Source organism: Mesorhizobium sp. B2-4-6 (assembly GCF_006442775.1).
Lineage (GTDB): Bacteria > Pseudomonadota > Alphaproteobacteria > Rhizobiales > Rhizobiaceae > Mesorhizobium.
Genome location: NZ_VFVI01000002.1, coordinates 699,060 through 723,016 on the forward strand (window position 1 = coordinate 699,060; position 23,957 = coordinate 723,016).

A 23,957-nucleotide genomic window follows, 5' to 3' on the forward strand; every position below is an offset into this window, starting at 1 on the left:
TCCGGCGACGCCCCTCAACTTGCAAAAAATGTCAGGTGCAAAAAATGTCAGGCAACTCAACGACGAGCGGCTAAAGGCACCACATTGTTGGGCTGCTTGGCGGTGGTCGCGAGGAACTTCTTGATGTTGCGCGCTGCCTGGCGGATACGGTGCTCGTTCTCGACCAGCGCCACGCGCACATAGTCGTCGCCATGCTCGCCGAAGCCGACACCCGGCGCCACCGCGACATCCGCATGCTCGATGAGCAGCTTGGAGAATTCCAGCGAGCCGAGATGGCGGAACGGCTCCGGGATAGGCGCCCAGGCGAACATCGAGGCCGCGGGCGCGGGAATGGTCCAGCCGGCGCGGCCGAAGGAATCGACCATCACGTCGCGCCGCTTGTGGTAGACCTCGCGCACCTCCTCGATGTCGGCGCCGTCGCCGTTCAGCGCATGCGCCGCCGCTACCTGGATCGGTGTGAACGCGCCATAGTCGAGATAGGACTTCACCCGGGTCAGCGCCGAAATCAGCCGCTCGTTGCCGACCGCGAAACCCATGCGCCACCCAGGCATGGAAAAGGTCTTCGACATCGAGGTGAACTCGACGCAGACATCCATCGCGCCCGGCACCTGCAGCACCGACGGCGGCGGATTGCCGTCGAAATAGATTTCCGAATAGGCCAGATCCGACAAGATGATGATGTCGTTCTTCTTCGCGAAAGCGACCACGTCCTTGTAGAAATCGAGCGTCGCGACCAGCGCCGTCGGGTTCGACGGATAGTTGAGGATCAGCGCCAGCGGCTTCGGGATCGAATGGCGGATGCCGCGCTCGACCGCCGGGATGAAGCCGTCATCGGGCTCTACCTGAAGCGAGCGGATGACGCCGCCCGACATGATGAAGCCGAAGGCATGGATCGGATAGGTCGGATTGGGGCACAAGATGACGTCGCCGGGCGCAGTGATCGCCTGCGCCATGTTGGCGAAGCCCTCCTTCGAACCAAGCGTCGCCACCACTTGCGTGTCGGGGTTGAGCTTCACGCCGAAGCGGCGCTGATAATAATTCGCCTGGGCGCGGCGCAGGCCGGGAATGCCGCGCGACGACGAATAGCGATGCGTGCGCGGATCGCGCACCACTTCGCACAATTTGTCGACGATGGCTTTCGGCGTCGGCAGATCCGGATTGCCCATGCCAAGGTCGATGATGTCGGCGCCGCGCGAACGGGCGCTGGCCTTCAGCCGATTGACCTGCTCGAACACGTAGGGCGGAAGCCGGCGGACCTTGTGAAATTCTTCCATGGCGGTTCCAGACGATCAAAGGGGCGCTTTCGGCGCGCGATATAAACCTAATTGCAACTAGGGTCGAGAGCAGGGTCGCATTTGCCCTCGATCTGCTTCAGCGTGTCGCCGCCATGCGTTTTAGCCAAGGTGCTGAGCGCCGCCGCATTCGCCGGTGCCTTGACGCCGCTGCCCTTGGCGATCTGCGCCTGCTCCTTGGCCTTGAGCTGGGCGAGGTTCGCGGCGGTCTCTTCCTTGGTGAGTTGCTTGGCGGCGACCGGCGGCGGGACATTGAGGTTCGGATAGGAGCCGGTGTCCTTCGGGCCTTCGGTCAAGGCCGTCGGCGCATTGTTCGTGCTAGTGCTCGTGCAGCCGCCGGCGGGCAGCAGCACGCCGACCAGCCCTGCCGCGACCGCCATGCGGCAAATCGAACCCGCGTCGAGAAAAAAAGTCCGGCCAACATTAATCGTCATATTGTTTTCCTGGCAGCCGGGTTACAGCGAATTGGACCCAGTCAGATGTCCCATGGTACTATGTCAAGAAAACGCTCCGGGAGGAACCCCGCGAACCATGTCCAAACCTGACGATTCGGACAAAGCGGAAAATGGCGGACCTTCGGCCATCGAGCAATATCTGGTGAAGGATCCCGAGCGCTTCGCCCTGAACATGGCGCGCATGATCGAGCAGGCCGGCAAGGCGGCTTCCGCCTGGGCCGAACCGCGCGAGAAGGGCCAAGTGCGCGACCATGTCGCCGAACCGGTCGTCGACATGGTCAAGACCTTCTCCAAGCTCTCGGAATACTGGCTGGGCGATCCGCAACGCGCGCTCGAAGCGCAGACGCGACTCTTCGCCGGCTATATGACCGTCTGGGCGAACGCCATCCAGAAAGTCAACCTCAACGCCGAGGCGCCGCAGGACGCGGTTCAGCCCGAACGCGGCGACAAGCGCTTCCAGGACCCGGAATGGGGCCGCAACGCCTTCTTCGATTTCCTCAAGCAGGCCTATCTCGTCACCTCGCACTGGGCGAACGAGCTTGTCGAGCATGCCGAGGGCCTGGACGAGCACACCCGCCACAAGGCGAGCTTCTACGTCAAGCAGGTGTCGAACGCGATCGCGCCATCGAACTTCATCTTGACCAATCCGGAGCTGTTCCGCGAGACCGTCGCCTCGAACGGCGAGAACCTCGTGCGCGGCATGAAGATGCTGGCCGAGGACATCGCCGCAGGCCGGGGCGACCTGAGGCTGCGCCAGGCGGATTACACGCCCTTCGAAATCGGCAAGAACATCGCCACGACGCCCGGCAAGGTCGTCGGCCGCAGCGACGTCGCCGAGATCATCCAATACGACCCGGTGACGGAGACCGTGCTGAAACGGCCGCTGCTGATCTGCCCGCCATGGATCAACAAATTCTATATCCTCGACCTCAACCCGCAGAAATCCTTCATACGCTGGGCGATCGAGCAGGGCCACACCGTCTTCGTCATCTCCTGGATCAATCCCGACGAACGCCACGGCGCCAAGGGCTGGGAGGCCTATATCCGCGAAGGCCTGCAATTCGGCCTCGACATGGTGGAGAAGGCAACGGGCGAAAAAGAGGTCAACGCGATCGGCTACTGCGTCGGCGGCACGCTGCTCGGCGCCGCGCTTGCCCTGTTGGCGCAAGAGGGTGACCACCGCATCAAATCGGCCACCTTCTTCACCACGCAGGTCGACTTCACCCATGCCGGCGACCTCAAGGTGTTCGTGGACGAGGACCAGGTCGCAGCCGTCGAGCGCTCGATGAGCGAAAAGGGCTATCTGGAAGGCACCAAGATGGCGACCGCCTTCAACATGCTGCGCTCGGGCGACCTGATCTGGCCCTACGTCGTCAACAACTACATGCGCGGCAAGGAGCCCCTGCCCTTCGACCTGCTCTACTGGAATTCCGATTCCACGCGCATGGCGGCGGCCAACCACTCGTTTTATCTGCGCAATTGCTATCTCGAGAACAATCTGTCGCGCGGCGTGATGGAGCTTGCGGGGCGCATGGTCTCGCTGGCCGACATCACGATTCCCGTCTACAACCTGGCCACGAAAGAAGACCACATCGCGCCGGCGCTTTCGGTGTTCCTGGGATCACAGTTTTTCGGCGGCGACGTCGAGTATGTGATGGCGGGTTCCGGCCACATCGCCGGCGTCGTCAATCCGCCCGCCGCCAGGAAATACCAGTACTGGACCGGCGGCAGGCCGGTAGGTGACTTCAACGCGTGGCTCGCCGCGGCGCACGAGCATCCCGGTTCCTGGTGGACGCATTGGCAACACTGGATCGAGAACCAGGACGACATCCGCGTACCCGCCCGAAAACCAGGCAAGCGCATGAAAACCTTGGGAGATGCGCCGGGCACCTATGTCAAGGTGCGCGTGTAACAGACTGTAATGTCTGGTGAGTTGACGCCCCGCCAAAACAGGGCGAAATGGTGGCGTCAATCGTTCGGCGGCCTCAAATCAGCGTTCGACGCCGAATAATTCCGAGGCTTGCAGATTCGACACACATCCCGTTTCCGGTTGGGAACAGGAGGGTTATCGCGGCGCGGTTCTGGAGTAGCGCGGCGATAGCGAACCGACCGGATACCGAGGGGGAATTTATTTTGAAATCAGCAGGTTGGCGTCTTGCACGAGGGGAAAGTCGCAGCATCGCGGCGGCACTTTTCTCCGTGCTGCTGGCCTCCTGCACGTCGACCGGCGACCCGACGATGTCGGTCGTTTCGCCCGCCTACAATTCGACCGCGACCGAAATGACCGCGTCATCCAGCGCCAAGACAGCGGCTTCGGCCGATTCGTCGTTGCCGGCATCGGCGACCGCCGAGGCGGCCTCGACCGTGATGAGCGAGGACGATACGCCCCTGCCCGAGAAGGTCGCCTATGTGCCGGAGACGCGGCCGGACGGCACCTTCCCCATCGCCATCCCTGCCGGCGCCCAGGCCATTGCCGGAAGCACGCCGCAACCGCTGGTTCAGCAGGCGCAAACGGCGGACCAGACGCAAGCCGTCGCCCAGCAGGTCGCCGCCGGCGATGCCGCCGCCGTCGCGTCGAAGGCGCAGGCGACCACGCAAGCCATGAGCAACGGCGTCTATGTGACCGCCGGCGAGTCGGCGCAGCCGCCGATCGCCGCGCCGAAGAAGAGCCTGTTCGCCTCGCTGTTCAGCACGACGCCAGCTTCGGCCGCGCCCGCCCCCCTGATCAACAACGCGCGCTCCGGCGACCAGCCGGCGGCGCAGGCCAAGACCACGCCGCCGCCGGCCAAGCCGATCGTGACGCTGGCCTCGGCGACCCCGGCCGAGAAGTCGGTGCAACTGGCCTCGCTCGACGACCCGGCCAATCACATCACCGGCGCCGACGCTCTCCCCGGCGTGCGCCAGACGGCGCTGTTCGAGATCAAGCGCAAGTCCGGCATCGACGACGAGAGCGACGTCGATCTCAATGAGGACGAGGGCGGCGGCGGTTCCTACCAAGTGGCGTCGGCCGCCGGCATGGCGAGACTCGCGCCCAACGGTCTTTTGAAGCAGAACGAAAGCGTCGACGTCGCCTGCCTCAAGCCTTCGCTGGTGCGAGTGCTGAAGACGATCGAGGGCCATTTCGGCCGCAAGATGATCGTCACCTCCGGCTATCGCGATCCCTCGCGCAACCGCCGCGCCAACGGTGCCAAGAACTCGCTGCACATGTATTGCGCCGCCGCCGACATCCAGGTGCCGGGCGTCTCGAAGTGGGAGTTGGCGAACTACGTCCGCACGATGCCGGGCCGCGGCGGCGTCGGCACCTACTGCCACACCGAATCCGTCCATGTCGACGTCGGGCCCGAGCGCGACTGGAACTGGCGCTGCCGTCGCCGCAGCGGCGGTGGCGAGGACGGCTGATACTTTCGGCTTGGTCCGGCTCGCATAGCCGGTTTGGCGGGTTGAGAGCCGATCAGCGCGCCACGTTTGTTTTCATCCGTCGGGACGTTCGCGATTGGCCAAAGCCTTCGGAACTTCGTCATCCACGGGCGAAGCGGACGCGCAGACCCGAGGATCCATTCCGTCACCTTGGCCGCGGGATGCAGCAGTGAGGGTTCTTGCACCGTTGCAGCACTCATGCACCACGGAAGGGATTCCATGGTCCTCGCTGCGCCCCTTGCTCCGCCACAGAATGACGACCGCGAGGGATGTCCCGGCTAATCTCCAAGGGTGCGCCACCAAGCGAGGCCGCGAAACGCACCTTGGCTCGCCGAAAGAGCGCCTTTCCCGCTTTCGAAAAAAGTTGTCGCATCTGGCTGCGGATGGGTTGCCGGTTGGCAACAACGCAATTATAAGCCGCTTCGTCTGAGCGCGCCCATCGTCTAGCGGTTAGGACACCGCCCTTTCACGGCGGTAACAGGGGTTCGATTCCCCTTGGGCGTACCAGCTTTCAAGCACATATGAGGACCGTCGAGCGGCGATCGGGGCCTGACGCTTGAGAATTATCTGAGGCAGAAGCTCCCGACCGATCCGCTCATCAGCCAAATTGGCAGTTTCATTTCCTGTGTGCGATCGCTTCGATGAGCCTTTGGATAGCCTCACCGGAAGCGGCGCGGCTGGAAATTTCACTCCGGATCAGACCTTCATGCAATTGATGAAGCAGCGAAACGCTTCTGGGTTACATCCGTGGTTGGGTTGGCAAGGGCCTGGCCACATAGCAGCCGGGCCATCGTTTCACTTGCGCAATTCATCAGGATTTCTTGTCGCCGTTGGGATTTGGTGCCGGTGCCTCTCGCACGTCTCGCGGTGGCTTATCGACATGTTCAGGCTCTGGTGATCCTTCCTGATCGGGAACAGGGCCCTTTTTCTGGTCGGACTTCGGCTGCGGTTCTTTGACCTTGGTAGGCATATCGAGCTAACTGGTTAACCCGCACTCTCGTTCCGCTTGCAGAGTGAAATTGCACGTACAGATGGCCGAGAGATGCCCATTGTACACCCTGTCGACGGAACAGGCCTTGGATGTCTTGTTCGCTTCGGATTGGCAACTGAGAGGAGGCGTCATGAAGCGCGGCCAGGTCTGGTTCATTGCGGCAGTCGGGCGCGACAATGGGCTCTCGGGGGCAGAAACCCGCCGTTAACGCCATTCACGGCTGACAGGGTGTAGGCTCCCAACCGAAGGTGTAGCTTCTCCTCGCTCCCAACCGTGGAGGCAAGAATGAACTTGCTTCGGATAGCGCTGCCGTGCGCGGCGATGATTGGCCTGGCAGGCGCTTCGCCTGTTCGCGCCGACGATCAACCTGTCCAGCCGAATAGCAAGGTAACGACGCAACCGTCGCCGGCAATCCATTGCGAGGGGCAGAATTGCCTGCCCCCGGCCGAGGATCCGGTCCTCGACTGCAAGGGCCCGGATTGCACGCCGGCTCCGGCGACCGACCAGACGCCGGCACCGGAAATCCAAAAGCTCAAATAGACCGCGTCGGACAATGTCCGGGATTCGGCCAAAGCCGGGAAAGCGGCGCTGGCCGCCGATCAATCCGGAACCATGGGCGCCGGCTCTTCGCACCGATAAACCATGCACCGACCGTCGCTCGCCGGGACATAGTCGACCATCGGCACGTAAGGAGCATCGCACTCATTGCCGAACTGGCGGACGTAGCGATCATAGGTGTTCGCTCCGGTGCTCAGCACCGCCGCATGCTGGCTCTGGATCAGCGCCTGGGTCTGCGCGCAGGTCATCTTGCGTGTGTCGGGCCGGGCGTCGGCGAAATGTGTAGCCGCAACGACCATCGCTGCCGCGCAGAACGCAATCTTGCGTATGGGCATGGTAGCATCCTCGCAAAACATCGTATCGCCAAATTCGCATCCGGCGACGCCGTTCCGCAACGGTTGCGCTATCACGATGCGGCGAGCAAAGCCGACATCGCGTCGAACAGCGCAGGGACGAAGGGCTGTCGAAACGCTAGACCGCCGCGAACACCACCGTCTGCAGCAACCCGCCTCCCGGCCTGTTCTCCAGCCGGATCGTCCCGCCATAGCGTTCGATGATCTCCTTCGCGATCGCAAGCCCCAGCCCCGCGCCCGGAATGAATTGCGTGCGCGCCGGATCGACCCGGAAGAACGGCTCGAAGGCCTTGTTCAACAGGTCCGGCGGAATGCCGGGGCCGCGGTCGGCGATGGTGAGAGCCGCTTGGCCGCCCCGCCCCGCGAGCGCGATGCTGCAGCTCTTGCCGTGCGTGGCGGCGTTGACGATCAGGTTGCGCAGCGCCCGGCGCAAGCCAAGCGCGCCGGCTTTGACCGATACGTGATCAAGGTGGTCGATCGCCACCGCATGGCCAAGCGAGACCATCTCGACCTCGATATCGCGGACCAGCCTGTCCAGTTCCACCGGCTCGACCGCGTCCTGGTTCACCTCCTCGCGCACCAGGCGGATGGCGCTGTCGGCGATGCGGTCGAGCTCTTCGAGATCGCTCAGCCATTTTTCGCGGTCTTCGTCGAGGAACTCGGCCCTGAGCCGCATCCTGGTCATCGGCGTGCGCAGGTCATGACCCGCGGCCGCGACAAGGCGCATGCGGCTTTCCATCGCGGTCTTGAGCCTCTCCGACAGTTCGTTGAGCGCACGCGCCGTCGCCCTGACCTCGGCGGGTCCTTTCTCCGGCACAGCCGTCAGCACCCCGTCCGATCCGATCTTGCTGACGGCCGCTTCCAGCATCTCCAGCGGCCGCACCAGCACACCGGTAAAGTAGATCGACACCGGCGTGGCGCCGAGCACGATCAGCGCCATCCAGCCCGCCAGCCCGTACCAGACATCGCGCGGCGGCCCGAAATCGGGAACGTCGACGATCATCCAGCGATTGCCAGGCAGAGCGACAGAGGCGACCATGCCGGGCCCGCCGACGTTACGGGTGACGACAGCCGAAACATCGACGCCGTCATGCTGCAGGATCTCGTTCAGCACGCGCGTGTGCTTGCGGTCCTCGATACCGGGGGCCGGACCGCCGCTGACGGTGATCGGCGCGTCGCGCGCGGTCTGCGCGTGGCCGGGAGCCAATTGAACCATATACTGGATCTGGTGGGCCAGCGGACCCATGATCAGCTCGGGCGACGGACCGCCGAGCACCTTGACGGCGACGAATGTCGCGAGACCCACGACACCGAGGATCGAAACGACGAGAAGGATGATCAGCCGCCGGCGCAGCGAGGTCATGTGCCCGCCTCCGTCGTCGGGGCGCGGTGCTCCGTCGTCTCGACGCGCGCGGTCAGCTGATAGCCGCCGTTGCGCACCGTCTTGAATAGCGACCCCTCCCCCGCTTCGGCAAATTTCTTGCGCAGCCGGCTCACCAGCACGTCGACGGAGCGCTCCAGCGGATCGCGCTCGCGGCCCTGCGTCAGGTCGAGGAGCTGGTCGCGCGACAAAAGCCGCCCCGGACGGTCGAGGAAAACCTGCAGCAGGTCGAACTCGGCGCCGGTAAGGTCGACCGCGACGCCTTCGGCATCGATCACCTTGCGTGTGTCCGGCTCCAGCCGGTAGCCGGCGAAATGATAGATGCGCACTTTTGGCGGCGCCGCCTCTTCCGGAGCCGCGCGCCTCAGCACGGCGCGGATGCGGGCCGATAGCTCGCGCGGGTTGAACGGCTTGCCGAGATAGTCGTCGGCGCCGAGCTCCAGCCCGATGATGCGGTCGACATCCTCTTTCAGCGCCGTCAGCAGGATGACCGGGATGTGTGGCTTGCGGTCACGCAGGCTCCTGCAGATGTCGAGACCCGAGCCATCGGGCAGCATGACGTCGAGCACGACAAGATCGAATTGGCCGGCGCCCAGCTTCTGCTCGCACTCGCGCCTGTCCGCCGCCACCGAGACGCGAAAGCCTTGGCCGTCCAGATAGCGCCCGAGCAGCGTGCGGATCTCGCGGTCGTCGTCGACGACAAGGATGTGGGGTTGTACCTGCATTCCCGGCCCGTTTCACCTTGCCCGTTTATCGCCGCCGTTTGTCACTGCTTGTCCCTGATTATAGGAAGTGCCGCGCGCCAACGGCACGAAAAATTGCAACCGAATGTTTCCCGCAAGGCGCCGGAAACGTTCGGAAACAAATCTCCTTTTTGCGGAAACCTTCGGCAACACGCCGACGCGAAGCGGCAAAAGTCGCTTCCTATCCTGCCTGCATCCGAAGCATGCAGAAAAGGATAACGTCATGCGAAGCAGACTTTTGGCGCTCGGCCTGTTCTCGGTCGCGGCGATCCACCCGGTGCTGGCCGCCCAGCCCGAGCCCGGCGCGCCGGGCGACCAGCCGCCGGCCATCGACCGGCAGGACGATGCGGGCCCAGGCCCGATGCGCTGGCACGGACAGCGCTGGGCGATGCGGCATGGACCGGAGGATTTCGGCCCTCGTCGCATGGGACCGCCGCCCGAAATGCTCGCGGCGCACCTTTCGTTGCTCGAGACCCGCATCGGCATCCGCTCCGAGCAGCTCGACGCCTGGCGCGATTACACCAGCGCGCTGCAGGCGGTGCTGGCGCCGCCGGCACGACCGGACTTCGGCCTGGGCGGCACAAGTCCCGACAGACCTGCGCCAGGTGCTGCCCGCGATCCCTTCGCGTTCCAGGAAAAGCTGGCCGACGATGTCACGACACGCGCCGCTTCGGCGGCCAAGCTGAAGGACGCGATCGCCGCGCTCCGCTCCAAGCTGACACCCGAACAGCTTGAAATCCTCGCTTCGGCGGATCGGCCTCACGGCCCGCCCCCCGGTCCATGGGGTGATCCGCCGGATGCGGCCGGCCCCGGAAGTCTGCCCGATCACGGCGGACAGCTCCCTCCACCCCCACCCCGGAATGGCGAGCAACTCTGACCGGCTGCGCCGGCCGGTCCCCCTGACCACCCGTTCAAGGGCCGGCCGGTACTTTCTGCGAGCTGGCGGACGCGTCCGCGCGACCGCCAGCTCGCATGGAGCGCATTATGATGTGGGAAGCCCTGATGATGCTGCGGCTGCTTGCCTCCCTGGGCTCGCCCCTGACGATCCGTCCCGGCGCCGGCGCCAGGCAGCGGGTCCTGTCGAAGCGGGCGCTGCAGGAGGCGATCCGGCTGAGCTTCGCCGCTTACCGTCTGTCGCTTCCGATCTCGCCTTCGAACACCGAAAATCATGACCAGAAAATTGCGTAAAAGCCATCTTCTCCTCGTCGCCGTGCTGGTCGCGGCCGGTGCCGCCGCGATGCTGAAGGCCTATGGCCGCGGCGCGCCGGAGCCGGACGTCGGGAAAGCCGCGCCTGCTCAGGCTGCCACGCTCACCGTTTCGGTGGAGCGGGTCCATCCCGAGGCGGTCACGTCGTCGGTCAGCGCGACCGGCACCGTCGCCGGCGCCGGCTTCCTCAATGACGGCAATCTCGTGCGCGTCGCCGCCCGCGAAGCAACGGCTGCCGATGCCGCAAGCGCGGCGGAGCAGACGCGATGAACGCCATCTCCTCCTGGTCGATGGTGGCACTGCCGCTGTCGGTCGGCGGCGCATTCGGCTTCCTGCTCGTCACGGGCAAGGCACTTGGCATCTGGCCGTTGATCGGCATACTGATGCTCATGGGCATCGCGGCCAAGAACTCGATCCTGCTCGTCGAATATGCCCTGGTCGCCGAGAAGGAGCATGACATGAGCCGCTTCGAGGCACTGCTCGACGCCGCCCGCAAGCGAGCCCGGCCCATCGTCGTGACATCGATCGCCATGGGCGCCGGCATGCTGCCGATCGCGCTTGGCATCGGCGCCGACGCCGAGACCCGGGCGCCGATGGCGATCGCCGTGATCGGCGGGCTCATCTCCTCGACCGTGCTCAGCCTCGTCTACCTGCTGGTAGTCTACACCTTCATGGACGACATCCAGGGCTTCCTCGCCCGCCATCTCGGCAAGCTGTTGGTCGAAGCGCCCGGCGCGACCGGCCAAGCGGGAACCGCAACTCCAGCGAAAGATCCAGCCAATGCATATCCAGCCTGATCGCCCTCTGTTGCTGGCGAGGCCGCGCCGCTTGTGGGCGGGAATTCTGTGCACCGTGCTTCTTCTGGCGGCCTGCTCGCAGGAAAAGAGCCAGGTGCCGGCCGGCATGGGCGGCGTCGGGCGACCCGAGGTCGGCGTCGTCACGCTGCATCCGCAATCGGTGGCGATCACCGCCGAATTGCCGGGCCGCACGGCCGCCTCTCTCATCGCCGAGGTTCGCCCGCAGGTCGACGGCATCATCCAGCAGCGCCTGTTCCAGGAGGGCGCTGAGGTGGTGGCGGGACAGCCGCTCTACCTCATCGACCCGGCGAGCTACCAGGCCGCCTATGACAGCGCCGTCGCCACCCAGCAGAAGGCCGAAGCCGCCGTGCCCACCGCTCAGGCCAAATTCGACCGTTATTCCGGGCTGCTGAAGCAGAATGTGGTCTCGAAGCAGGATTACGACGATGCCGCCGCGACGCTGGCGCAGGCCCAGGCCGACGTCGCATCGGCCAAGGCCAGCGTCGAGACCGCGAAGATCAGCCTCAACCGCACCTCGATCACCGCGCCAATCGCCGGCCGGATCGACAAATCGTCATTGACGCCGGGCGCGCTGGTCACGGCCAACCAGGAAACGGTGCTGACCACCATTCGCTCGCTCGACCCGATCAATGTCGACGTCACGCAGTCGAGCACCAACCTGCTCAATCTGCGCCAGGCGATCAACGAAGGCCGGCTGAAGTTCAGCGGGGCCAATGTCAGCGTCAAGCTGAAGCTCGACAACGGCACCATCTACGCCCAGGATGGCAAGATGGAATTCGCCGGCGCCAATGTCGACCAGTCGACCGGCACGTTCGCGCTCAGGGCCCAGTTTCCCAATCCCGACCGCCTGCTGCTGCCCGGCATGTATGTGCGCGCCATCGTCGAGGAAGGCGTCGCCCAAAACAGTTTCCTGGTTCCGCAGCGCGGCGTGACCCGTGATCCCAAGGGCCAGGCCACGGCCATGGTGGTCAATGCCCAGGGCAAGGTCGAGCAGCGTACGCTGGGCGTGCGCAACAGCGTCGGCAACAACTGGCTGGTGGATTCCGGCGTCGGCGACGGCGACCGCGTCATTGTCGAGGGCCTGCAGCTGGTGCGCGCCGGCGGCGACGCGACGGCAGTCGAAGTGACGATCGACGAAACGACCGGCGAGATCAAGGACCGCGAGCAGGGCTCCGCCTCAGCCGCACCCGCCGGCGGCAATGCCGCCGGCGCCGCAAAGCCGGCCTCCGGCGCAACCGGGAACTAAAGCGATGTCGGGTTTCTTCATCAACCGGCCGATCTTCGCCTGGGTGATCGCCATCGTGATCATGCTGGGCGGCCTGCTGGCGCTGCAATCGCTGCCGATCTCGCAATATCCGCAGATCGCGCCGACAACCGTCAATATCAGCGCCACCTATCCCGGCGCCGATGCCCAGACCGTCGAGAACTCGGTGACCAAGGTCATCGAGCAGGGCATGACCGGCATCGATAATCTCGATTACATGACGGCGACGTCGACCTCGACCGGCCAGGCCTCGATCACGCTGACCTTCACCAGCGCCGCCAACGCGGATACGGCCCAGGTTCAGACGCAGAACAAGCTGCAGCTGGTGCAGTCGCAGTTGCCGCAGGTCGTCCAGAGCAACGGCATCACCGTCTCCAAATCCTCGACCGGCTTCCTGATGGTCATCGGCTTCGTCTCCAGCGACGGCAAGATGAACTCGACCGACCTTGCCGATTATGTCGACAGCACTGTCAACGACACCCTGAAGCGCGTCGAAGGCGTCGGCTCGACGCAGCTCTTCGGCTCCGGCTATGCCATGCGCATCTGGCTCGACCCCGACAAATTAGCGCAATATGCGCTGATGCCGAACGATGTCGCCACCGCCATCGAGGCGCAGAACACGCAGGTTTCGGCGGGCCAGCTCGGCGGCTTGCCGGCGCGCAAGGGCCAGCAGCTCAACGCCACGGTGACGGCCAAGAGCCGGCTGCAAACCGCCGAACAGTTCCGCAACATCATCCTCAAGAGCAATACCGACGGCTCGCTGGTTCGGCTGAACGACGTCGCCAAGGTCGAGATCGGCGCCGAAAGCTACACCACGCAGGCCCATTACAACGGCAAGCCTGCCGCCGGCGTCGCCGTCAACCTGGCGACCGGCGCCAACGCCATCAGCACCGCCGAGGCGGTGCGCGCGACGATCAATCGCCTGAGCTCGACCTTCCCGCAAGGCGTCGAGGTCGTCTACCCGTACGACACCTCGCCCTTCGTGCGCCTGTCGATCGAGGAAGTGGTGAAGACACTCGCCGAAGCGATCGTGCTGGTTTTCCTGGTGATGCTGCTTTTCCTGCAGAACCTGCGTGCCACCATCATCCCGACGATCGCCGTGCCGGTGGTGCTGCTCGGCACATTCGGCGTGCTCTCCTTCTTCGGCTATTCGATCAACACGCTCACCATGTTCGCCATGGTTTTGGCCATCGGCCTGCTCGTCGACGACGCCATCGTCGTGGTCGAGAATGTCGAGCGCGTGATGCAAGAGGAAGGCCTGCCGCCGAAAGAGGCGACGCGCAAATCGATGCACGAGATCACCGGCGCGCTGATCGGCATCGCCACCGTGCTGTCGGCCGTGTTCGTGCCGATGGCCTTCTTCGGCGGCTCCACCGGCATCATCTACCGGCAATTCTCCGTCACCATCGTCTCGGCCATGGTGCTCTCGGTGCTGGTCGCGCTGGTGCTGACGCCGGCGCTATGCGCCACGATCCTGCGCCCGGCCAAGAACCACGCGACGCAGAAAGGTCCGTTCGGCTGGTTCAACCGCGTCTTCGATCGCGGCACGATCGCCTACCGCGACGGCTCGCACGGCATCATCAACCGGTCATGGCGCTTCCTTGCCGTGTTCCTGGCCATCGTCATCGCCATGGGCTGGATGTTCGCCCGGCTGCCGAGCTCGTTCCTGCCGGACGAGGATCAGGGCATCCTGATCACCAGCGCATCGCTGCCGGTCGGCGCGACGCAGGATCGCACCGAGCGCGTGCTGGCTGAGGTGACCAACCATTATTTGAACGAGGAGAAGGACGCGGTCGAAGGCGTGTTCACCGCTTCCGGCTTCGGCTTCGGCGGCGCCGGACAGAATGTCGGCATCGCCTTCGTGCGGCTGAAGGACTTCGACCAGCGCAAGACGCCGGCTCTCGCCGCATCGGCGGTCGCCGGCCGCGCCATGGGCGCCTTCTCCAAGATCAGGGACGCGCAGGTCTTCGCGCTCGCCCCGCCCGCCATCCAGGGTTTCGGCAACACCAACGGCTTCGATTTCTACCTGCAGGACGTCAACGGTGCCGGCCATGAAGCACTGATCCAGACGCGCAACCAGCTGCTGGGCCTGGCCGCGAAGAGCACGCTGCTCGCCAACACCCGCCCCAACGGTCAGGAGGATCAGCCGCAATTCTCGGTCGATATCGACCAGGAAAAAGCGAGCGCGCTGGGCATCAGCCTCGCCGACATCAACAACACGCTGTCGACCGCCTGGGGCAGCGACTACGTCAACGACTTCATCGATCGCGGCCGGGTGAAGCCGGTCTATCTGCAATCGGACCCGGACTTCCGCATGCAGCCGGAAGACCTCGACAAATGGCAGGTCCGCAACTCCGGCGGCGCCATGGTGCCGTTCTCGGCCTTCGCCTCCAGCCACTGGACCTATGGATCGCCCCGCCTCGAACGCTACAACGGCTCGGCGGCGGTGGAGATCCAGGGCGCGGCGGCGGCGGGCCAAAGCTCCGGCGCGGCGATGGACGAGATCGACAGGCTGGTCGCGCAACTGCCCGCCGGATATTCGCATGAATGGACCGGGCTGTCGCACCAGGAGAGGCTCTCCGGCAACCAGGCGATGTCGCTCTACGCGATTTCGGCGCTGGTCGTCTTCCTCTGCCTTGCCGCGCTTTACGAGAGCTGGTCGATCCCGTTCGCCGTCATGCTGTCGGTGCCGATCGGTATCTTCGGCGCGCTGGCGGCGGCAAGCCTGTTCGGGCAGACCAACGACGTCTATTTCAAGGTCGGGCTGCTGACCACGATCGGCCTTGCCGCCAAGAACGCCATCCTCATCGTCGAGTTCGCCATCGAGCGGCAGTCGGCCGGAATGGGATTGGTCGAGGCGACGCTCGAGGCGGCGCGACAACGCCTGCGGCCGATCCTGATGACGTCGCTGGCCTTCATCCTCGGTGTCACGCCGCTTGCGATCGCCAGCGGCGCCGGCTCCGGCGCGCAGAACTCGGTCGGCATCGGCGTCATGGGCGGCATGATCGCGGCGACCGTGATCGGCGTCTTCCTCGTGCCGCTCTTGTTCGTCACGGTGCGCCGCATCTTCAGAGGCAAGGCGGCCAAGCAGGATACCGGCGGGACACAAGCCACAGCCACCCAGGAATAAAGGCTTCTCTCAAATGTTTGATTTTGAACGCGGTTTCGCGACCGCGAAGGGGCTCTTTTTGCCCGCGTTTGCCGCTGCCCTGCTCTCGGGATGCGTCGTCGGTCCGGATTACCAGAAGCCTCTGCTGGCAATGCCGGCGAGCTGGAGCGGGCAGAAAGCGGCGAACCCGGCCAAGCCAGCGCAATTGTCGAAATGGTGGCAGCGCCTGCGCGACCCCGAGTTGAACGCGCTTGTCGACGAAGCGGTTGCCGGCAATCTCGATGTCGCCACCGCCAAGGCCAAGATCCGCGAGGCGCGGGCGAGCTACCGCCAGTCGGTAGGCACATTGCTTCCATCCGCCGACGGTTCGGCCTCGGCCACCCGCAACCGGGTCTCCGCAGCCAGCGCGGGAACGACGGCCAGCGAGACCTACAGCCAGTACCAGGCAGGCTTCGATTCCAGCTGGGAACTCGACCTCTTCGGCGCCAACCGCAGGGGCGTCGAGGCGGCGAGCTACGGACTGGACGCCTCCGAAGAAGAACTGCGTTCAACCCTTCTCACGCTGATTGGCGACGTGACCTCGAACTACGTCCAGGCACGCGGCTATCAGGCCCGCATAGCGCTAGCCCGGCGCTCTGCAGCGTCGCAGCGGCAAACCGCCCAGCTCACCCGCACGATGGCTCTGGCCGGCTCGGCGACCGCGGCGGACGTCGCCAAGGCGGATGGACAGGCCAGCGGCACGGAAGCCGGCGTTCCGAGCCTGGAAGCGAGCTATGCGGAGGCTGTGCATCGCCTTTCCGTGCTGACCGGGCGGCCGCCGGCGGCGCTCACCGAGCGTTTGAAGCGCGCAGCACCGATCCCGGCGCCGCGCCTGCCGATCCCGACCGGTATCCCGGCCGACATCCTGCTCACCCGTCCGGACGTGCGCTTGGCCGAGCGGCAATATGCGCAGTACACCGCCAAGATCGGCCAAGCCGAGGCGGCGCGTTATCCGAGCGTCAGCCTGACCGGCGACATCAGCACCACGGCCCTCAAGCTCGGCGATCTCGGCAAGAACTCCACCATCGGCTGGTCCTTTGGCCCCACGCTCAGCGTGCCATTGTTCAACGCCGGCCAGCTGCAGGCGGCCGTGGACGTCGCCAAAGCCCAACGCGATCAGTATTTCGTCAGCTACAAGGCCGCCGTGCTGACGGCTCTGGAAGACGTCGAAAACGCCACGGTTTCGCTGTCGCAGGAGCGCATCAGAAATGGCAAGCTCGCCTCCTCCGCGAAGTCCTATGGCGATGCCGCGCGGCTTGAAGGAACGCTGTACAAGGCTGGAGAGACCAGCCTTCTCGATGTGCTCGATGCCCAGCGGTCGGCCTATTCCGCCGACGACTCCGTCCTGCAAAGCCGCGTCTCGATCGCCACCGATTATATCGCCCTCAACAAGGCGCTCGGCGGCGGCTGGAACGGCGCGGTCGACACTGCCAGGCCCGAAATCATCGATGTCCGCACCGGTCCGCGGCTGGCATCGAAGACGCAATGACCGGTGAGCCGCGCTGTCTATCCGTCACGAACGGCCCGAACAAATTCCCGTGAGCCATGCCCGCAAGCAATATCCCACTATATAACAGCGTCGTTGAGGTAATGAGATGTCAGGCGCCTACGATCTGGGAACCAATCTGGTCCGCCGTATCTATGAGAAGCGCATAGATGCACCGGCCATTCTTGAGGCCGGCACGCATTTTCCCAATGCCGCGAAGTTCACCGCCGCCTGGCGGGATATCCGCGACGAGGCGCTGGCGGCGAAGCTGAACAACGCGCCGCGCTTCCACGACATCATGCCGGAGCAGGCCGATATCTCGGCCAATGACGGTCTCGACTGGCGCATGTTCGTGCTCAAGGCCTATGACATGACGGTCCCGGAAAACCTCGCGCGCATGCCGGTCCTGAGCCGGCTGCTTGCGGAGTGCCCAGAGGTCAAATCGGCGGCTGTCTCATTCCTGGCCCCGCGCAAGCACATCCCGGCGCACCGCGGACCTTTCCGCGGCATCATGCGGTTCCATCTTGGCCTGGTCATCCCGAAACAGCCGGACGGCCGTCCGGCAACGATCATGATGATCGATCACGAGGAACGGCGCATCGCCGACGGCGAGTGCATGCTATGGGACGATACGTTCGAGCACGAGGTTATGAACAACTCGGATCAGCCCCGCGTCGCTCTCCTCCTCGACGTGTGGCGTCCGCAAATGCCGCTGGACATGGAAATCCTGTCGCGCGTGATCGTGCGCGGCGTGCAGGTGGGGATGCGCTATCGTGGCGTGTCGTTCGGCGGCTGAACCAGTTGCAAGGCTCAAAGCGCGCCGCGCTTTAAGCGCGCGTCTCGCGATACGTCCCTGTCCCGCTGCCCCGCCTGCCGGGAAACATCGCGTCCCTCGCCAGCAATCCGCTGACGCGGCAGAAAGCAGCGAATGCGCGGCAGGCTTCCTCGGCGCTGGCCACGTCGACCGTCGCGCCGAAACAGGCGTTGAACGCGGCTTCGAAGACCTTGCCCTGCCGGCGCTTTGGCCAATCCTGCAGGAAGTCGAGCGCCTGCTCGACGCTGTAGATTTCCTCGACCGGCAGGCCGGGCGCGGGCGTGATGCGCACCGGCACCTCGAATTGCAATCTGTCCATTCCCTGTCTCCCGAACTGGCGCCGCCCTGAGCAACGCCGCTCGATGTGAAAAGTTGCTTTTGCGGCCTTCTGACTCGCAAATGTGACCTCAGTGCGGTGAAGAATCGGTTCGCCGGTGCGGCGGACCGGCGTCAGTCCGGATCGATACCGGCTCCTGCATTGCCAATGCCGGACTTCCACCGTATTGCCGGCCATCACAGCTGCCGCGGGCGAAAATATGAGCGAAATCCGGGTCGAGTCTCTGGTCAAGCGCTATGGCGATGCCACCGCGCTGGACGGCGTTTCGCTGGCCTTTCCGCGGGGATCTTTCACGGCGCTGCTCGGCCCTTCCGGCTGCGGCAAGACGACGATGCTGCGGTTGATCGCCGGCTTCTAGGCGCCGAGCGAAGGCCGCGTTTTCCTTGGCGATGGACGCCGCAACCGCACTTCGTCCTTGAACCTTGCGGCTTCCGGTGCCAAATCTGGAGCAGATTTCGCGTTCGGCTCCTTTGGAGCCAACGCCGGCAAACGGACAAAAATGGTTACCTATCTCGACGCCTCCACGGCCCCCCTTCGAAATACCGGCCAGATTCGCCTCTATGGCGAGGAAGGTTTTGCCGGTATGCGCAAGGCCTGCGACCTCACCGCGCGCTGCCTTGACGAGCTTGTACTGATGGTGAAGCCTGGCGTGACGACGGAAGCGGTCGACCGCTTCGTCTTCGAATTCGGCATGGACCATGGCGCGCTGCCGGCGACGCTCAATTATCGCGGCTACACCAAGTCGTCCTGCACCTCGATCAACCATGTCGTCTGCCATGGCATTCCCGACAACAAGCCGCTGAAGGAAGGCGACATCGTCAACATCGACGTCACCTATATCCTTGACGGCTGGCACGGCGATTCCTCGCGCATGTATCCGGTGGGCACGATCAAGCGCGCCGCCGAGCGCCTGCTCGAGGTGACTTATGAGTGCCTGATGCGCGGCATAACCGCGATCAAGCCCGGCGCCCGCACCGGCGCCATCGGCGCCGCGATCCAGACCTATGCCGAGGCCGAGCGCTGCTCGGTGGTGCGCGATTTCTGCGGCCATGGCGTCGGCCGGCTTTTCCACGACGCGCCGAACATCCTGCATTACGGCACCGTCAATGAAGGCGTCGAAATGCGGCCGGGCATGATTTTTACGGTCGAGCCGATGATCAATCTCGGCCGCCCGCATGTGAAGGTGCTGTCGGACGGCTGGACGGCGGTCACGCGCGACCGCTCGCTGTCGGCGCAATACGAGCACACGATCGGCGTCACCGACACCGGCTGCGAGATCTTCACGCTGTCGCCGAAAAAGCTCGACCGCCCCGGCCTGCCGGGTTAGAGCGGTTCCATCGTTTCATGGAAACGATGGAACCGCTCTATCCTCTTGTTTCACGCAATTCCGAACGGAAAACCGCTTCACACTTTTCCTGGAATTGCTTTAGGTTTCAGCCGAAGCCCGAGGGGGAGCGGGCGAGCATGGGGAAAGTCGAGGACGAGCGGGCATTCTTTTCCGAAGGCTGGATCGAGCCGCCCAAGACGGCGCCGAAAAAGGCCACGGCAGCAGAAAAGCCCCATTATCACGGCCATCGCGACCGTCTGCGCGATCGCTTCGTCGCCGGCGGTCCGGACGCCCTGCCCGACTATGAACTGCTCGAACTGCTGCTCTTCCGGCTGATCCCGCGCGTCGACACCAAGCCTATCGCCAAGGCGCTGATCGCCCGCTTCGGCTCGCTGGCAGAAGTGCTCGGCGCGCCGGCGCCCTTGCTTGAAGAAGTCAAGGGCATCGGGCCGACCGTCGCGACCGATCTAAAAGTCATCGCCGCCACCGCCCAGCGCATGGCGCGCGGCGAGGTGCGCGGCCGCGAAGTCCTGTCCAACTGGACGCAATTGCTCGACTATTGCCGTTCGGCCATGGCCTTCGAGCCCCGCGAACAGTTCCGCATCCTGTTCCTCGACAAGAAGAACGGGCTGATCGCCGACGAGGTGCAGCAGACCGGAACCGTCGACCATACGCCGGTCTATCCGCGCGAGGTGGTGAAGCGGGCGCTCGAACTCTCCGCCAGCGCCGTCATCCTGGTCCACAATCACCCTTCCGGCGACCCGACGCCGTCGCGCGCGGACATCGAGATGACCAAGCAGATCATCGATACGGCCAAGCCGCTCGGCATCGCCGTGCACGATCACATCATCATCGGCCGCAAGGGCAACGCCTCGATGAAGGGCCTGCTGCTGATCTGAAGAAAAATAGGAAGGACCGACATGTCTCAGCACGGCAGTGAACCTTGGCCGTTCGACAAAGAACGCGCCGCCCTGCTGGTCATCGACATGCAGGGCGACTTCGTCGATGAAGGCGCGGTGATGGAAGTCGCGATGGCGCGGCATCGCATTCCCATTATGCGGCAGGTGGTCGAACTGTGCCGCGCGACTGGTGTCCCGGTGGTCTACACGCAGCATGTGCTCAGCGACCATTTCAACATCTCCCCGCTCGAGACCGCCTACCAGCCAAGGCTGAAGGCCAAAGGCATGCGGGAAGGCAGCGCCGGCACCGGGATCGTGGCGGAACTCGCTCCCTTGCCGGGCGAGGTGATCATCAAGAAGCACCGCTATGACGCGTTCCACAACACCCAATTGGAAACGGTGCTGCGCAACATCCGCGGCGCCGGCCAGGTCGATACCGTCATCATCATCGGCACGGTGACCAGCATCTGCTGCGAATCGACGGCCCGCAGCGCCTTCATGCGCGACTACAAGGTGGCTTTCGTCAGCGATGCCAATGGCGGGCTGGACGAGGCCTCCCACAACGCCACGCTCGCCATCATCGGCAAGGTGTTCGGGCGGGTGGTGACGGCCGCAGAACTGGAAAGCCTGTTCTAAGCGGTGGGATCAGGGCGGATCGGTTTTGCAGCTTGCCGCGATCTGTCCGATCGCTTCGGAGAGGCCCGCGAGTTCGAAATCGGCCTCGCCGCGTCCCGACAGGAGACCGAAGCGCCACGACAGCGTCAGCCGGTTCGCTGAAGCCAGACGCCTGATGCCGTCGTCCCCGTCCCTGACCAGCGTTCTGCCGCGCGCGCCGACCGACCAGCTTTCATCGGTTTTGCCGCCGCCGTCGACCACGACGGAGATGGTGATCTTGCGGCTGGCGGAGACGGCATCGTTGAGCTGGAGCCGCTCGCTCCAGCGTGGTTCGCCATCGGACCGGCAAGCCAAAATCAGCACCGGGCTGTAACCCAAGGCCCCGCCGCCGGTGATCAGCTTGTTGCTGGCATGCAGCGATGCCGTGATCTGGCCGTCGTCGCCGGCGCCAACGCTCCAGTTGCCGAGATCCGGCTCGGCTCGGGCGATACCGGCGGACGCGGCAAACAAGAGCGCCGCGGCGACGACCACGTCTCTCATCATGAACCCCAGCCTCACCAATGCCTCCAAACACCCGCGAATGCGACGAAGCGCAGATAATGTTCAACGGTCCGTATCGCCAGCGGCAGACTATCAAGACAAGTTGTCTGTGTTGCCGCGCCGCCACAATGGAACACATCACAATGAAAAAGGCCGCCCGGAGGCGGCCTTTCGAAATCTCGGCATTGAAACCTGTTACTCGGCTTCCTTGGCGGCTTTCTTCTTCGGCGCGGCCTTCTTCTTCGGCTCGTCCGCCTCGTCGGCGGCTTCGCCCGCCTTTGCCTCGGCCTTCTTCGAAGAGGCCTTCTTGGCCGGCTTCGCCTTGGTCGCGGTCTCGGCCTCCTCGTCGTCGGCCATCAGCTCGTCCTTGCCCACCTTGACGTCGTCGACCGAAATCTGGCCGAGCAGATAGTCGACCACCTTCTCCTCGAACATCGGCGCGCGCAGCGCGTTGATGGCTTCCGGGTTGCTGCGATAATACTCGAAGGCTTCCTGCTGCTGGTTGGCCGGGAAGCGGCGCACCTGCTCGAACAGGCCGCGCTGCAGTTCCTCGTCCGACACGGTGACGCCGGCCTTCTCGCCGATCTCGGCGAGCACGAGGCCAAGGCGCACGCGGCGTTCGGCAAGGCGCATATATTCGGCGCGCGCCTCTTCTTCCGTCGTCTCCTCGTCGGCGAAGGTCCGGCCGGCGGCTTCGAGGTCGCGGTTGACCTGGGCCCAGATGTTGTTGAACTCGGCCTCGACGAGCTTGGAGGGCGCTTCGAACGAATAGGACGCGTCGAGCTGGTCGAGCAGCTGGCGCTTCACCTTCTGGCGGGTCATCGAGCCGAACTGGTTCTCGATCTGGCCGCGCACGATCTCGCGCAGGCGCTCGAGCGATTCCAGGCCGAGATTCTTGGCCGTCTCGTCATTGACCTCAAGCGCGCCGGGCGCCGACACTTCCTTGACGGTGACGTCGAAGGTGGCTTCCTTGCCGGCCAGATGCGCCGCCTGGTAGTTTTCCGGGAACGTGACGGTGACCTGTTTCTCGTCGCCGGCCTTCGCGCCGATCAGCTGGTCCTCGAAACCCGGGATGAACTCCTTGGAGCCGAGCACCAGCGGCTGGTCGGTGCCGGCGCCGCCGGCGAAAGCCTCGCCTCCGATCTTGCCGACATAATCGATGCTGACCCGGTCGCCCTCGGCGGCCTTGCCGGTCTTCGGTTCGTAGCTGCGCGCCGATTCCGCAACGCGCTTGACCTGGTCGTCGACTTCCGATTCCGGCACGTCATAGACCTGACGCGTCACCTTGATGTCGGAGAAATCCTTGATCTCGATCGGCGGGATGACTTCATAGTTGAGGCTGAATTCGAAATCGGTGCCGCCAGCCAGGATCTTCTCGGCCTCCTTCTCGTCCTCGGTCATGATCACTTCGGGCTGCATGGCGGCCTTTTCACCGCGCCCCGAGATGATCGAACGGGTTGAGTCGTTGAGGATCTCGTTGACGACCTCGGCCATGAACGACTTGCCGTACATCTTGCGCAAGTGCTGAACCGGCACCTTGCCCGGGCGGAAGCCGTTGATGCGCACCTTGTCGCGGGCGTCGGTCAGCCGCGCCATCAGCTTGGCTTCCATGTCACCGGCCGGCACGGTGATCTTGATCTCGCGCTTGAGACCGGAGTTAAGCGTTTCGGTGACCTGCATCCTAGAACCTTTGTTTTCAACAATGAGACTGCCAAACGGTTCTTAGCCGTTTACAGCCTGCCGGTATGATCTTGCCGGAAATGGCTTTTGGGACGGAACCTGGCGATTTGACCGCTAATGCGGTTCAAATCTTCCTGAACTGCGCCTTGCCAAATGCGAATAAGTTCTTGTTTTTCCTATAACTTTTCGCATCTTGCAGAGGCGGAAATTCACATTCCGTCACATTCGACACGCCTTTTGTCACAGGCTAGGCTAATTTTCAACCATCTTCGCTTCAATGCACGCCGCCCAAAAGTGTGCGGCGGTTTTGGGCGAACGGCATGCATCAAAAGACTTAAGCGCGTCACCTGAATCCATTTCGATGCGGCGCGCTTCAACGGATAGCATGACTTGGGCGCCGACATTGACAGAATGATGGCTACATGGGATTGCCGGGGAAAGCGGATGTGGCGGAATTGGTAGACGCCCTGGATTTAGGTTCCAGTGCCGAAAGGCGTGGGGGTTCGAGTCCCTTCATCCGCACCATCCTTCGCTCTTCGAGCTTCGGATGGCAGGCCGCCACCTGGGGCTCGAAGAGCCGAAGGTGTCCTCCGAAGCCTTGGCGAAGGAGGACCGGCGCTGTCAGTGCCAAC

At 64.2% G+C, this 23,957-nt stretch carries 22 protein-coding genes and 2 tRNA genes; 16 read left to right on the plus strand and 8 right to left on the minus strand.

Annotation, left to right across the window (positions count from 1 at the left end):
• Nucleotides 1-56: 56 nt before the first annotated feature.
• Together FJ957_RS09350 and FJ957_RS09355 are read right to left on the minus strand one after the other, a co-directional pair.
• On the minus strand, nucleotides 57-1,274 hold the full coding sequence (locus FJ957_RS09350; RefSeq protein WP_140830662.1) for an LL-diaminopimelate aminotransferase: 1,218 nt from the start codon (nucleotides 1,272-1,274) through the stop codon (nucleotides 57-59).
• 47 nt (nucleotides 1,275-1,321) lie between these two features.
• Complete coding sequence (locus tag FJ957_RS09355) at nucleotides 1,322-1,726, minus strand: hypothetical protein (protein WP_181177376.1); 405 nt, start codon at nucleotides 1,724-1,726, stop codon at nucleotides 1,322-1,324.
• A gap of 97 nt (nucleotides 1,727-1,823) precedes the next feature.
• On the opposite strand from FJ957_RS09355, the gene phaC reads away from it, so the two are divergent.
• The 3 genes from phaC to FJ957_RS09370 all read left to right on the plus strand — a co-directional run bounded on the left by phaC (nucleotide 1,824) and on the right by FJ957_RS09370 (nucleotide 5,671).
• The gene (gene phaC / locus FJ957_RS09360) at nucleotides 1,824-3,659 is read left to right on the plus strand and encodes a class I poly(R)-hydroxyalkanoic acid synthase (protein WP_140830664.1); all 1,836 of its coding nucleotides are present in this window, start codon (nucleotides 1,824-1,826) and stop codon (nucleotides 3,657-3,659) included.
• Between the two features lie 326 nt (nucleotides 3,660-3,985).
• Nucleotides 3,986-5,146, plus strand: coding sequence for a YcbK family protein (locus FJ957_RS09365; protein ID WP_246685801.1), 1,161 nt, complete (start codon nucleotides 3,986-3,988; stop codon nucleotides 5,144-5,146).
• Between the two features lie 450 nt (nucleotides 5,147-5,596).
• Nucleotides 5,597-5,671: transfer RNA gene (locus FJ957_RS09370), tRNA-Glu, on the plus strand.
• A 1,083-nt stretch (nucleotides 5,672-6,754) separates the two neighbouring features.
• Here the strand turns inward: FJ957_RS09370 and FJ957_RS09375 are convergent.
• From FJ957_RS09375 to FJ957_RS09385, 3 genes are all read right to left on the minus strand, one after another.
• On the minus strand, nucleotides 6,755-7,048 hold the full coding sequence (locus FJ957_RS09375; RefSeq protein WP_140830667.1) for a hypothetical protein: 294 nt from the start codon (nucleotides 7,046-7,048) through the stop codon (nucleotides 6,755-6,757).
• 136 nt (nucleotides 7,049-7,184) lie between these two features.
• A complete protein-coding gene (locus FJ957_RS09380) occupies nucleotides 7,185-8,429 on the minus strand; it encodes an ATP-binding protein (RefSeq protein WP_140830669.1) in 1,245 nt (414 codons plus the stop codon).
• The gene (locus tag FJ957_RS09385; RefSeq protein ID WP_140830671.1) at nucleotides 8,426-9,172 is read right to left on the minus strand and encodes a response regulator; all 747 of its coding nucleotides are present in this window, start codon (nucleotides 9,170-9,172) and stop codon (nucleotides 8,426-8,428) included. The genes FJ957_RS09380 and FJ957_RS09385 overlap by 4 nt, the downstream gene beginning before the upstream one ends.
• 241 nt (nucleotides 9,173-9,413) lie before the next feature.
• Between FJ957_RS09385 and FJ957_RS09390 the strand changes: the two genes are divergently transcribed.
• The 8 genes from FJ957_RS09390 (at nucleotide 9,414) to FJ957_RS09425 (ending at nucleotide 17,909) form a co-directional block, all read left to right on the plus strand.
• Nucleotides 9,414-10,067, plus strand: a complete 654-nt coding sequence (locus FJ957_RS09390) for a hypothetical protein (protein WP_140830672.1) — start codon at nucleotides 9,414-9,416, stop codon at nucleotides 10,065-10,067.
• A 107-nt stretch (nucleotides 10,068-10,174) separates the two neighbouring features.
• Nucleotides 10,175-10,378, plus strand: a complete 204-nt coding sequence (locus FJ957_RS09395; protein WP_246685790.1) for a hypothetical protein — start codon at nucleotides 10,175-10,177, stop codon at nucleotides 10,376-10,378.
• Nucleotides 10,359-10,667: a hypothetical protein gene (locus FJ957_RS09400; protein ID WP_140830674.1), complete on the plus strand. Its 309-nt coding sequence runs from the start codon at nucleotides 10,359-10,361 to the stop codon at nucleotides 10,665-10,667. Before FJ957_RS09395 ends, FJ957_RS09400 begins: the two co-directional genes overlap by 20 nt.
• Nucleotides 10,664-11,194 carry an efflux RND transporter permease subunit gene (locus tag FJ957_RS09405; RefSeq protein WP_246685791.1) on the plus strand — a complete coding sequence of 177 codons (531 nt, stop codon included), beginning with the start codon at nucleotides 10,664-10,666 and terminating at the stop codon, nucleotides 11,192-11,194. Before FJ957_RS09400 ends, FJ957_RS09405 begins: the two co-directional genes overlap by 4 nt.
• Nucleotides 11,178-12,461 (plus strand): efflux RND transporter periplasmic adaptor subunit, encoded by a 1,284-nt coding sequence (locus tag FJ957_RS09410; protein ID WP_140830676.1) that lies wholly within the window; start codon nucleotides 11,178-11,180, stop codon nucleotides 12,459-12,461. The genes FJ957_RS09405 and FJ957_RS09410 overlap by 17 nt, the downstream gene beginning before the upstream one ends.
• A 4-nt stretch (nucleotides 12,462-12,465) precedes the next feature.
• Nucleotides 12,466-15,609, plus strand: a complete 3,144-nt coding sequence (locus FJ957_RS09415) for an efflux RND transporter permease subunit (RefSeq protein WP_140830677.1) — start codon at nucleotides 12,466-12,468, stop codon at nucleotides 15,607-15,609.
• 13 nt (nucleotides 15,610-15,622) lie between these two features.
• Nucleotides 15,623-17,116, plus strand: a complete 1,494-nt coding sequence (locus FJ957_RS09420; RefSeq protein ID WP_140830679.1) for an efflux transporter outer membrane subunit — start codon at nucleotides 15,623-15,625, stop codon at nucleotides 17,114-17,116.
• Nucleotides 17,117-17,222: 106 nt separating this feature from the next.
• Nucleotides 17,223-17,909 (plus strand): aspartyl/asparaginyl beta-hydroxylase domain-containing protein, encoded by a 687-nt coding sequence (locus tag FJ957_RS09425; protein ID WP_140830681.1) that lies wholly within the window; start codon nucleotides 17,223-17,225, stop codon nucleotides 17,907-17,909.
• A gap of 31 nt (nucleotides 17,910-17,940) precedes the next feature.
• Here the strand turns inward: FJ957_RS09425 and FJ957_RS09430 are convergent, their stop codons facing one another.
• On the minus strand, nucleotides 17,941-18,246 hold the full coding sequence (locus FJ957_RS09430) for a DUF982 domain-containing protein (RefSeq protein ID WP_140830682.1): 306 nt from the start codon (nucleotides 18,244-18,246) through the stop codon (nucleotides 17,941-17,943).
• A 217-nt stretch (nucleotides 18,247-18,463) separates the two neighbouring features.
• Here FJ957_RS09430 and FJ957_RS09435 point away from each other — a divergent pair, with 217 nt between their 5' ends.
• From FJ957_RS09435 to FJ957_RS09450, 4 genes are all read left to right on the plus strand, one after another.
• Nucleotides 18,464-18,622: an ATP-binding cassette domain-containing protein gene (locus tag FJ957_RS09435; protein WP_140830684.1), complete on the plus strand. Its 159-nt coding sequence runs from the start codon at nucleotides 18,464-18,466 to the stop codon at nucleotides 18,620-18,622.
• 141 nt (nucleotides 18,623-18,763) lie between these two features.
• Nucleotides 18,764-19,591, plus strand: a complete 828-nt coding sequence (gene map / locus FJ957_RS09440) for a type I methionyl aminopeptidase (RefSeq protein ID WP_140830685.1) — start codon at nucleotides 18,764-18,766, stop codon at nucleotides 19,589-19,591.
• A 137-nt stretch (nucleotides 19,592-19,728) separates the two neighbouring features.
• The gene (gene radC, locus FJ957_RS09445) at nucleotides 19,729-20,490 is read left to right on the plus strand and encodes a DNA repair protein RadC (RefSeq protein WP_140830687.1); all 762 of its coding nucleotides are present in this window, start codon (nucleotides 19,729-19,731) and stop codon (nucleotides 20,488-20,490) included.
• Nucleotides 20,491-20,511: 21 nt separating this feature from the next.
• Complete coding sequence (locus FJ957_RS09450) at nucleotides 20,512-21,126, plus strand: isochorismatase family cysteine hydrolase (protein ID WP_140830689.1); 615 nt, start codon at nucleotides 20,512-20,514, stop codon at nucleotides 21,124-21,126.
• Nucleotides 21,127-21,135: 9 nt separating this feature from the next.
• Here FJ957_RS09450 and FJ957_RS09455 read toward each other — a convergent pair whose 3' ends face one another.
• Both FJ957_RS09455 and tig read right to left on the minus strand, forming a co-directional pair.
• Complete coding sequence (locus FJ957_RS09455; protein ID WP_246685802.1) at nucleotides 21,136-21,645, minus strand: type VI secretion protein; 510 nt, start codon at nucleotides 21,643-21,645, stop codon at nucleotides 21,136-21,138.
• Nucleotides 21,646-21,840: 195 nt separating this feature from the next.
• Entirely contained in the window at nucleotides 21,841-23,325 is a 1,485-nt protein-coding gene (gene tig / locus FJ957_RS09460; protein ID WP_140830692.1) for a trigger factor, read from the minus strand.
• A gap of 440 nt (nucleotides 23,326-23,765) precedes the next feature.
• On the opposite strand from tig, the gene FJ957_RS09465 reads away from it, so the two are divergent.
• A tRNA-Leu gene (locus FJ957_RS09465) sits at nucleotides 23,766-23,850 on the plus strand.
• The last annotated feature ends 107 nt before the right edge of the window (nucleotides 23,851-23,957 follow it).

Coding starts and splice junctions, on each gene's coding strand:
- FJ957_RS09375 (WP_140830667.1), bottom strand. CDS start 7,048: ATGCCCATACGCAAGATTGCGTTCTGCGCGGCAGCGATGGTCGTTGCG.
- FJ957_RS09395 (WP_246685790.1), top strand. CDS start 10,175: ATGATGTGGGAAGCCCTGATGATGCTGCGGCTGCTTGCCTCCCTGGGC.
- radC (WP_140830687.1), top strand. CDS start 19,729: ATGGGGAAAGTCGAGGACGAGCGGGCATTCTTTTCCGAAGGCTGGATC.
- FJ957_RS09425 (WP_140830681.1), top strand. CDS start 17,223: ATGTCAGGCGCCTACGATCTGGGAACCAATCTGGTCCGCCGTATCTAT.
- FJ957_RS09415 (WP_140830677.1), top strand. CDS start 12,466: ATGTCGGGTTTCTTCATCAACCGGCCGATCTTCGCCTGGGTGATCGCC.
- FJ957_RS09405 (WP_246685791.1), top strand. CDS start 10,664: ATGAACGCCATCTCCTCCTGGTCGATGGTGGCACTGCCGCTGTCGGTC.
- FJ957_RS09380 (WP_140830669.1), bottom strand. CDS start 8,429: ATGACCTCGCTGCGCCGGCGGCTGATCATCCTTCTCGTCGTTTCGATC.
- map (WP_140830685.1), top strand. CDS start 18,764: ATGGTTACCTATCTCGACGCCTCCACGGCCCCCCTTCGAAATACCGGC.
- FJ957_RS09430 (WP_140830682.1), bottom strand. CDS start 18,246: ATGGACAGATTGCAATTCGAGGTGCCGGTGCGCATCACGCCCGCGCCC.
- FJ957_RS09450 (WP_140830689.1), top strand. CDS start 20,512: ATGTCTCAGCACGGCAGTGAACCTTGGCCGTTCGACAAAGAACGCGCC.
- phaC (WP_140830664.1), top strand. CDS start 1,824: ATGTCCAAACCTGACGATTCGGACAAAGCGGAAAATGGCGGACCTTCG.
- FJ957_RS09435 (WP_140830684.1), top strand. CDS start 18,464: ATGAGCGAAATCCGGGTCGAGTCTCTGGTCAAGCGCTATGGCGATGCC.
- FJ957_RS09410 (WP_140830676.1), top strand. CDS start 11,178: ATGCATATCCAGCCTGATCGCCCTCTGTTGCTGGCGAGGCCGCGCCGC.
- FJ957_RS09385 (WP_140830671.1), bottom strand. CDS start 9,172: ATGCAGGTACAACCCCACATCCTTGTCGTCGACGACGACCGCGAGATC.
- FJ957_RS09355 (WP_181177376.1), bottom strand. CDS start 1,726: ATGACGATTAATGTTGGCCGGACTTTTTTTCTCGACGCGGGTTCGATT.
- FJ957_RS09400 (WP_140830674.1), top strand. CDS start 10,359: ATGACCAGAAAATTGCGTAAAAGCCATCTTCTCCTCGTCGCCGTGCTG.
- FJ957_RS09455 (WP_246685802.1), bottom strand. CDS start 21,645: ATGAGAGACGTGGTCGTCGCCGCGGCGCTCTTGTTTGCCGCGTCCGCC.
- tig (WP_140830692.1), bottom strand. CDS start 23,325: ATGCAGGTCACCGAAACGCTTAACTCCGGTCTCAAGCGCGAGATCAAG.
- FJ957_RS09420 (WP_140830679.1), top strand. CDS start 15,623: ATGTTTGATTTTGAACGCGGTTTCGCGACCGCGAAGGGGCTCTTTTTG.
- FJ957_RS09390 (WP_140830672.1), top strand. CDS start 9,414: ATGCGAAGCAGACTTTTGGCGCTCGGCCTGTTCTCGGTCGCGGCGATC.
- FJ957_RS09365 (WP_246685801.1), top strand. CDS start 3,986: ATGTCGGTCGTTTCGCCCGCCTACAATTCGACCGCGACCGAAATGACC.
- FJ957_RS09350 (WP_140830662.1), bottom strand. CDS start 1,274: ATGGAAGAATTTCACAAGGTCCGCCGGCTTCCGCCCTACGTGTTCGAG.